The sequence below is a fragment of the Streptomyces sp. NPDC001700 genome, assembly GCF_053596435.1.
In genome coordinates this window covers 81,636-89,709 of sequence record NZ_JBSFGE010000035.1, presented here as the reverse complement: position 1 = coordinate 89,709, position 8,074 = coordinate 81,636, and the positions used below count along the sequence as shown (strand labels likewise).

Genomic DNA, 8,074 nt, shown 5'->3' with positions numbered 1-8,074 from the left:
GGTCGGCGCGTCGGGGGTTTCGAGTTGGGCGTCGGGTGTCCCCAGGTGGTGCTCAATGGGTCGGTGACGGGTCTCGCTGCGCTAGAGGGGTTGGCCTGCCTGCTGGCGCTTGCCCTGCCCCGGTTCGGCACGGCCGGGGCTCTGGTTCAGCGGTGGGCGTATGTGAAGGCGGGGAATGCGATGAGGGCCGCGAGGCTGACCGAGTAGGTGATGTCGCCCAGGATCTTGGTCCTGTGGTCGTCCTGGTCCGGATTCGCGTGGTGGCCCGGGGCTCTCCTGGGAGTTGTCGGGTGAGGCTGTTCGTGCAGCTTGGCCCATGCTTGGTAGTGCGCGTACAGGAGGGCGAGGCCCACCTCGCAGCTTTCGCTCGGCGATCCGCAGTCGTGGCATCTCGCGGCGTGGTTGAGGGCCGTGTCCAACGCAGTGTGGGTTTCGGTCTTACGGCCGAGCCCGGGGCTGGTTATCACGTGTGTCGGGGTCGGCGGGGCGGGTGATGGGGGAGTGGTGGAAAGGTCGTGTTGTTTGGGGAAGCTGGCGGCGCATTTTCCGGGGTAGGCGTAGACGGTGTGGCCGCTGACGCTTGCGCTGTGCGCGATGGCGACGATGGCCTTCGCTGGTCGTCTCCTGGCAGCGGGCGCAGACTTGGGGTGTCACCGGACGCCGTCCTGGTTATGCAGAGGGCCCCGTGAAGGCGGGGCCGACGCTTCTCCTCACGCCTCGACGGTTCGAGTGTGGAGAGCAACCCCGCAGACGCGGGGCCGACCGGGCGTTCACCGCAGGGTCGTACAGCGCGTCAGAGCAACGCCCACGGACGCGGGGCCGACATCGCGATCGCGCTCGCGATCCTGTGGCTCAATGAGCAACGCCCGCGGTGGCGGGGTCGACTGCCAGGGGTACGGCTTCCACCGGCCCCAGGGCGAGCGACCGCCGCAGTCGCGGGGCCGACCGGCTCATCGCCCGTGACAACGCCTCGCGTTTCGAGCAACCCCAGCAGAGGCGGGGCCGACGGCGGGATCCTGGTCCGGACGAGCCGTCAGCACGAGCAACCCCCGCAGACGCGGGGCCGACACCATCACGAACCCGACGAATGCCGTGACCGCGGAGCAACCCCCGCAGACGCGGGGCCGACAGGCTGCCGGTGGTCCGGCCGAGCTGAGCGGCCGAGTAACCTCCGCAGACGCGGAGCCGACGGGACCAAGGCCGAGGACATGGGGAAGGCGCTCGAGCAACCCCCGCAGACGGGGCCGACTGTTCGTGCGGCAGGTCCAACGGGGTCCAGTGGGAGCAACCCCCGCGGACGCGGGGCCGACACGGTGGGGACGTCGCCCGCGAGGCTGATGTCCGAGCAACCCCCGCGGTCGCGGGGCCGACCCCAGCCGGGGCGAGCAACCGCCGCGTGCGCGGGGACCGCAGCGGGAGGGGCGGCCGTACCGAACCCGCCGTGGGACCCACCCCGCGGATACGGGGCCGACCCCGCCGTCTTCCAGCGCGAGGGCATCGACCAGGAGCAACTCTCGCGGATGCGAGGCCGACGATCCGGGGAAACCGGAGTAAGGCCATATGCTCGAGCAACCCTCGCGGTCGCGGGGCCGACGAGACCAAGGTGAAGGCGGCCACGACTGGCGCCGAGCAACCCCCGCGGTCGCGGGGGCGACGGCAGTCGGCAGCCAGTACATCCTCGGCGGCCCGAGCAACCCCCGCGGACGCGGGGCCGACACCGTCACCATCACCACGAAGCACGTCGATGTGGAACAACCCCCGCGGACGCGGGGCCGACCCCAGGGTGTCCGCGGCCGAGACCGAGAGGTACGAGCAACCCCCGCGGACGCGGGGCCGACGTGATCAACAAGAACGAGAACGCAGGGGTGACCGAGCAACCCCCGCGGACGCGGGGCCGACGGTCCGGACTGGTGTTGGTCCGGGCAGGGGGTGGGAGCAACCCCCGCGGACGCGGGGCCGACTCCTGTACGAGCGTCTCGACCGGCTCCAGCGCCGAGCAACCCCCGCGGACGCGGGGCCGACGAGCTGGAGGTCGGGACGGGTGGGCAGGACCAGGAGCAACCCCCGCGGACGCGGGGCCGACCAGGCGAAGAACAGGGGCAGCAGGCCGCCGACGGAGCAACCCCCCGCGGACGCGGGGCCGACACTTGTTGACCTGGGGCTCTACCTGCGATCAACGCTGTTTCCATTCACTTGGACTCCGGCGCGCACATCGAGGTGCCGGCTCCCAGCCTGGAAGAAGGCACAAGTCATCGTGATCACGCTGGCGGTTCCTCTCATGGGTGAGCCCCCGGGGCGCGGTGATCGTTGTAGGTAGTCATCGTGTGGCACGAGTGCTGAGTTCAAACATGCTGACCAACGAGAGGGTAGTCCGAAGCCGGCGAACGCCGCCTGCTTCCGGGCGCATTGCTGCTCCTTATTGGTAGCGCACCATCGGGTGTTCGCGTGACAGGAGAGGCACAGATGCCTGGGGTTCGAGTCGTGACTCGTCGGGGACAAGCGTGCTCTTGTGCGGTCTGCCGACTGTGATGTTGGCCTTCGGCGGTCGCGGCCGAATTCGGGCGCACCTCCACCTTTCCGGCTTCCGGGTGGAACGCGATGACGGCGATGCCCAGGGGCGGGGACGCCCCGCCACCGGTCCATGATCTCGGCTCGTACCCGTACTGCTTGATCCAGGGGATGCACGTCGGTACGCATTTGATGTCGGCAGGCGACTCGATCAGCCCAGCCCGCCTTGTAGGCACTGACTTTGGCAAACTCACCTTGCGGCTTCCAAGTGGTCAGCCTGCTGGTGGGCACCTCTGGGGACGCCAGCAGCGACGGCACCTACGAGGAGTGAGTTGTACCGCTCCCGGCTGGGCAAGACAGGATCGGAGGCTGCTGGTGCGGCATCGCGATGCTTTTGATGCCTAACTGCTCGTTTCAGAATGAGTTGAACTCTGGACCTCGCGCTCGGCGATCTTGGTCGGCGGAGCGGCTCTCCTGTCAAGTGAGGACCAACCTCTGTCTGCCGTCGATGAGTTCGCGCACGACGTCCAAGTGGCCGGCGTGGGTGGCGGTCTCGGTGATCACGTGCAGGATGACTTCGCGCAGGTTGTCGAGGTGCCAGTTGCCGAAGAAGTCCGGCCACCAGCTCGGGGCCGCGCTCAGGTCGGCGCCGGCCAGGAAGGTGTCGGCGAGCTTCCCCTCTTTCCGGTAGAGAGCGAAGATCTCCTCGGCTGTCTTCTCCGGGGCGGGCTGCCACGCGTTCTCCCCGGCCCCGAGGATCTCTTCGATCGCCGCTTGCTCCCCCGCAGCAACCGCGCGGAACCAGAACTTCTCGTCGTCCAGAGCGAGATGGTGCACCAGCCCAAGGCATGTCCATCCGGACGGCAGAACCGGGCGCCGCAGCGCCTCCTCGTCCAGGCCCTCCAGGATGTCCAGGACGTGCCTGCGCTTGCTGTTCAGGACGCTGAGCAGCGTCGTGAGTTCAGTGTCAGCCATGGGCCGGACCCTATGCGGCCCCACTGACATCCGGCTCACTGAGCGTTTCAGGATGCCGTTCGGAGCAGTCGGAGGCAGATGACGCCACAGGCGAGTTCAAGGAGGCCCTGGTGGAGGTCGCCGCGCCGCTCGTAGCGGGTACGGAGTCGCTTGAACTGGTGCAGCCAGGCGAATGCTCGCTCAACGACCCAGCGCACCTTGCCCAGTCCCGAACCGTGTGCGACGCCGCGTCGGGCGATCAGCGGCTTGATGCCGCGCTTCCACAGCAGGCGGCGGTACTTGTCGAAGTCGTAGCCCCGGTCGGCGTACAGGCGTCTGGGCCTGTGGCGGGGCCGTCCGCGCAGGCCCCGGATCGGAGGGACGGCGTCCAGCAGAGGCAGTAACTGGGTGACGTCGTGGCGATTCCCACCGGCAGCTCGTGAGGCTATCGGTCACGACCAGCCCATCTCGGTGTAGAGGCGGCCGGCCTGGATTCCTTCGATCGCGGCGCGGGTGTAGGGCACGATCGGTTCCGGGAGCCCTTTCGGCTGCCACCAGTTCCAGGCGATGCACTTGTCGGGCTCAAGGATTTCCGGCGTACCTGTCCAGTGCTGGACGCGGAAGACCATCTGCATGCGTGGCTGTGTGCCGGGTGTGTCGACGAGATGGACGGCATGCACGTAGGTGACGTCGGCGGGGTCGATCAGCAGACCGGCTTCTTCGCGTGCTTCTCGGACGAGACACGTGACGGCGGACTCCTGCTCACAGTGGCCGGCCAGGAAGTGCCACGTCGATCCCGCGTATGCGGAGTCAGGATGGCGCAGCCCGAGCAGGACCTCGCCGTCGGCGTTCTCCAGGTAGAGGTGGACGCCGATGACGTTGAGGACGGCCCTTCCGCCTGCGGTCGCTGCTGATGGGGTGAGCGGGTGCGGAGACCGGTGGGCGGCGGTGAGAGCGCTGGCGTCCGCCGCCGACGGAGCGGAGCCGTAACCATCGGCATGGAGCAGCTCGGCGTGGCGGCGGACCAGGTCGCGGGTCGAAGAGGTCATCCTCAGGCGGGGCATGGCCTCTGGCGGGAACCAGTGCAGCATGACGCCTTCGGTCAGGTCCAAGGCCGTGGGATCGCCGGACCAGTGGCCGACGAAGACCTGGATCGGGACGGTCGTGCCGTCGCTGCCCCGGGCGTGCTCCAAAGCGAAGGGGACGAGGACAGGGATGTCGAGGCCGGCCTCTTCTCGCAGTTCCCGCCTGATCGTCTCTTCCAGAGACCGATCGTCTGGTTCACGGCCGCCGCCGAGGAGGGACCATGATCCCGGCTCCCAGATGCCGGGAATCTCGTCCCGCAGGTGCAGCAGGTACTCGCCGGACCCGTTGTAGATCAGCGCTGAGGCGTTCGCCGGTGGGAACTCGTACGGCAGGGCGGAGTCGATGGGCGATGTCTGCTCGTTCACAGGTGCACCGTCTTTGGCTGTGAGTCGGACGCGGCCTGGTAGCCGGCTGCTTGGAGGGTGAACATCTGGGCGTAGTCGCCTCCGAGCTCCATGAGCTGCTGGTGCGACCCGGTTTCGGTGATCCTGCCGCTGTCGAAGACGAAGATCCGGTCGCACTCGACGACGCTCGCCAGCCGGTGCGAGATCAGCACGGTGATCTGATCGGCCCTTCCCTTGTTCCGCAGAACGGCCTGATACACGGCGTGCTCGGCCTTGGGGTCCATGCTCGCGGTCGGCTCGTCGAGCAGCAGTACGGGGGCGTTCTTGTACAGTCCACGTGCGACGGCGATCTTCGCCCACTGACCGGCCGACAGCTCCTGACCGCCCCGGAACCGTTTGGACAGCACCGCCTGCCACGTTCCCGGCAGGTCGGCGATGACCTGGTCCGCTCCGGAAGCCGCCGCGGCCTCCCAGGCCCGCTGAGGGTCGGCTTCGGTGAGCGTGCCGCGAGAGATGGTCAGGTTCGCCAAGGCGCTGAACGGGAAGTGGACCGGGTCCTGGAGCACGGTGGCGACGCTCGCCTGCAACGACTCGGCGTCCATGTCCCTCACATCTACCCCGTCCCAGCACACGGTGCCTTCGCTCGCCTCGTACAACCCGGCGATCAGTCGTGAACAGGTGCTCTTTCCGGAGCCGTTGACGCCGACGAAGGCGACGGTCTCTCCGGCTCGCAGCGTCATCGAGATGCCGCTCAGGGCCGGTGTCTCCTTGCCGGGGTAGGTGAAGCCGACGTCTTTGAGCGTGAGTGCGGCGATGGTGGTGGGTGCGGCCAGGCCACGTCGGCGTGGCTGTAGCTCGCGGCAGCGTTCCTGGAATTTCAGCAGGTCATCGACCCACATAGCGTGCTCATAGACCAAGTGCGCCACGTCCACGAAGCGCCGCAGCGCGGTCTGCCCGGTCTGGATCGCCAGGACCGCACCGCCCCCGGCCGCGAGGGGAAGCCATCCGGAAATCAGCATGGCTCCCAGCGCGACGTAGGTGATGCCCGTTCCGATCCCTCCCACGGCCCGCCCGGCCAGCGTCAGCACGGCAGAGCTGACCCCGAGATTCGTGTCCTCCTCGGCGATCCGGGCGGCCAGTCGACGGTGCTCGTCCAAGAGGGCGTTCTGTGCGGTGTCGGAGCGCAGCTCGGCGGCGGCGTCCCGCTCCAGCAACAGCCAGGAGAAGACCCGAACCCGGCGCTGCAGAGCGTTCCACCGCTTGAAACTGTGGAACCGGGCTCGCGCCGTACGTACCGCCGCCACGCCCACGGGCAGGACGGACAGCAGAAGCAGGGGGAGGAGGACGGGGTGCAGAGAGGTGAGCACGCCGGCCGTCCCGATCAGCTCGAGAAGAGCGGCAGCCAGCGAGATAACTTGGCCGACGATCTGCCGGGCGTAGAACAGCCCGCGGTCGGAAGCGCGATAGGCATCGTCGTGCCAGTCGGCATCATCGACGACCTCCAGCCGCACATGCGCGGTGAGCCGCAGGAAGTCGCATTCCAGAGCCGTGCGGATCTTGGGGGTCACGCGGGCCTGTGCGATGGACACCCCAGCCTCAAGAAGCGCCCGTGCGGACAGGAATCCCACCACGAGAAGGATCTGCGGCACCGCGTTGCGAACCTTGTCCGGCGTCGGCCCCTGACCGAACAGTTCACGGAGCACGAACACCGACGCCACCAGCCCGAAAGCCGACATCGCTGCCGAGGCCAGCTGCAGCACCACGACCGCCAACGTGGCCGACCGGTCGGATTGCCACGCCAGTCGGCCGACCTGCCGCATGATGCGCGGTAGCCGTACGAGGACTTCGCCGACCGTCGACTTGGCAGCTGCGCCGTCGTAGACCGCCCAGTAGGCCTCTTCCAGCTCATCGGCCACATCACCGTCCCTCGGCCCTGTGGGCAACGACGCTGGCGGAAGATCCAGCGGTTCACGGCGGGGACCGGGTAGGCCCGCGGGTTCATCCGGTGACGGGGACGCGTCTCCGTTTGCCGTAGTCATACCCACCACCAGGTATCCGTACGAAGTGAGCGGCAGGCGCTGCGTGCCCAAGCGTCAAGTACGAGCACAAGCCGCTTCGTTGGCAGGTCGAGTATGGACACAGTGCTCACGGTGTCTCCAGAAGGCTGTCGCGGGTACAGGTGTGCGGGCTGTGTGCTTCAGCAGGCGGAGGTCCGCAGTTCCCGGTTCCAGGTCTTGATCGCGTCAGGGGCCAGGAGCGGGACTACGGGGGTGTGGAGGTACTCGTGCTCGACGAGGTAGAGCGCAGCTGTGCCCGCATGGCCAGGGAAGAGGTGGGTGATGTGCTGCTTGATCTCTTCCGGGTCCGCGTCTTCGGCACCGAGTAGCCGCTTGCCGAGGATCTTGCGGTTCCACACGTCGTCTCCGAAGACGGCGGGATCGCGTGAGACGTGGGAGGCCATGATGGCCGCTGTGTAGGGGCCGACGCCCTTGATCTGCTGGAGAAGCTGGACGAGATTGGCTGCGTCTGCCAGGTCGTCGGTGCTGTGGCCGCGGAAGAATGCGGCGACGTGGGGGAGGGTCTTGGCCCGGTAGCCGAGTCTGTCGAGCTCCTTGAAATCTTCGGCGGAGACGCTGGCGACTTCGGCCGGGGTGAACCAGGCCCGCAGGGTGATGCCGTCGAAGTGGACGAGATGGCCGTAGTGGGCGAGCAGATTGCGGGTCATCTGCGTGGTGCGCGCGACGGTGGTGTTCTGCAGGAGCAGGGCGATGACGGTGATCTCGAAGTGGTCTTCGGGGCAGCTCTGCCGCATACCGGCCAGCGCGGTCAGCGGCTTGCGCATCGCCGGTACGTCGGAGGCGAGTTCGGTGAACTGGGCGAGGTCTTCGTCCAGCCCGTAAGAGGTGTTCAGCCGACGGCGGAGGCGGTCGCGGTGTTCGGGTGTGTAGTCCCCGTCGGTGAACACCTTGGCCCTGAGGCTCCGGTCGTCTCCGGCGTACAGGGTCACGCCGAGGAGGAGATCGTCGAGGCGGAGGGTTCTCCAGCTGCGGGTACCGGTGTGGGCTTCGAGGCCGGTGGCGTAGTGGGAGGGTTTCCACAGCGTGTGCCGGAAGCTGAAGGGGCCGCTGCCGGTGACGGGCAGCCGGAGGGTGTCGGTGTGGTTGAGGCGGCGGGGGGTCACG

At 68.0% G+C, this 8,074-nt stretch carries 5 protein-coding genes and 1 pseudogene; all 6 read right to left on the bottom strand.

Annotated elements, in window-relative coordinates; genetic code table 11:
* Positions 1-146 precede the first annotated feature (146 nt).
* Entirely contained in the window at positions 147-467 is a 321-nt protein-coding gene (locus ACWC5C_RS38575) for a hypothetical protein (protein ID WP_450883423.1), read from the bottom strand.
* A 2,518-nt stretch (positions 468-2,985) separates the two neighbouring features.
* Entirely contained in the window at positions 2,986-3,483 is a 498-nt protein-coding gene (locus ACWC5C_RS38570) for a DinB family protein (RefSeq protein WP_413812460.1), read from the bottom strand.
* Positions 3,484-3,530: 47 nt separating this feature from the next.
* A pseudogene (locus ACWC5C_RS38565) lies at positions 3,531-3,899 on the bottom strand (transposase); the annotation flags it as partial.
* Positions 3,900-3,914: 15 nt separating this feature from the next.
* Positions 3,915-4,913: an NUDIX domain-containing protein gene (locus ACWC5C_RS38560; protein WP_450883420.1), complete on the bottom strand. Its 999-nt coding sequence runs from the start codon at positions 4,911-4,913 to the stop codon at positions 3,915-3,917.
* Positions 4,910-6,808 (bottom strand): ABC transporter ATP-binding protein, encoded by a 1,899-nt coding sequence (locus tag ACWC5C_RS38555; RefSeq protein ID WP_450883418.1) that lies wholly within the window; start codon positions 6,806-6,808, stop codon positions 4,910-4,912. Before ACWC5C_RS38555 ends, ACWC5C_RS38560 begins: the two co-directional genes overlap by 4 nt.
* Positions 6,809-7,089: 281 nt before the next feature.
* Positions 7,090-8,073 carry a DNA-3-methyladenine glycosylase family protein gene (locus ACWC5C_RS38550; protein WP_450883416.1) on the bottom strand — a complete coding sequence of 328 codons (984 nt, stop codon included), beginning with the start codon at positions 8,071-8,073 and terminating at the stop codon, positions 7,090-7,092.
* Between the last annotated feature and the right edge of the window lies 1 nt (position 8,074).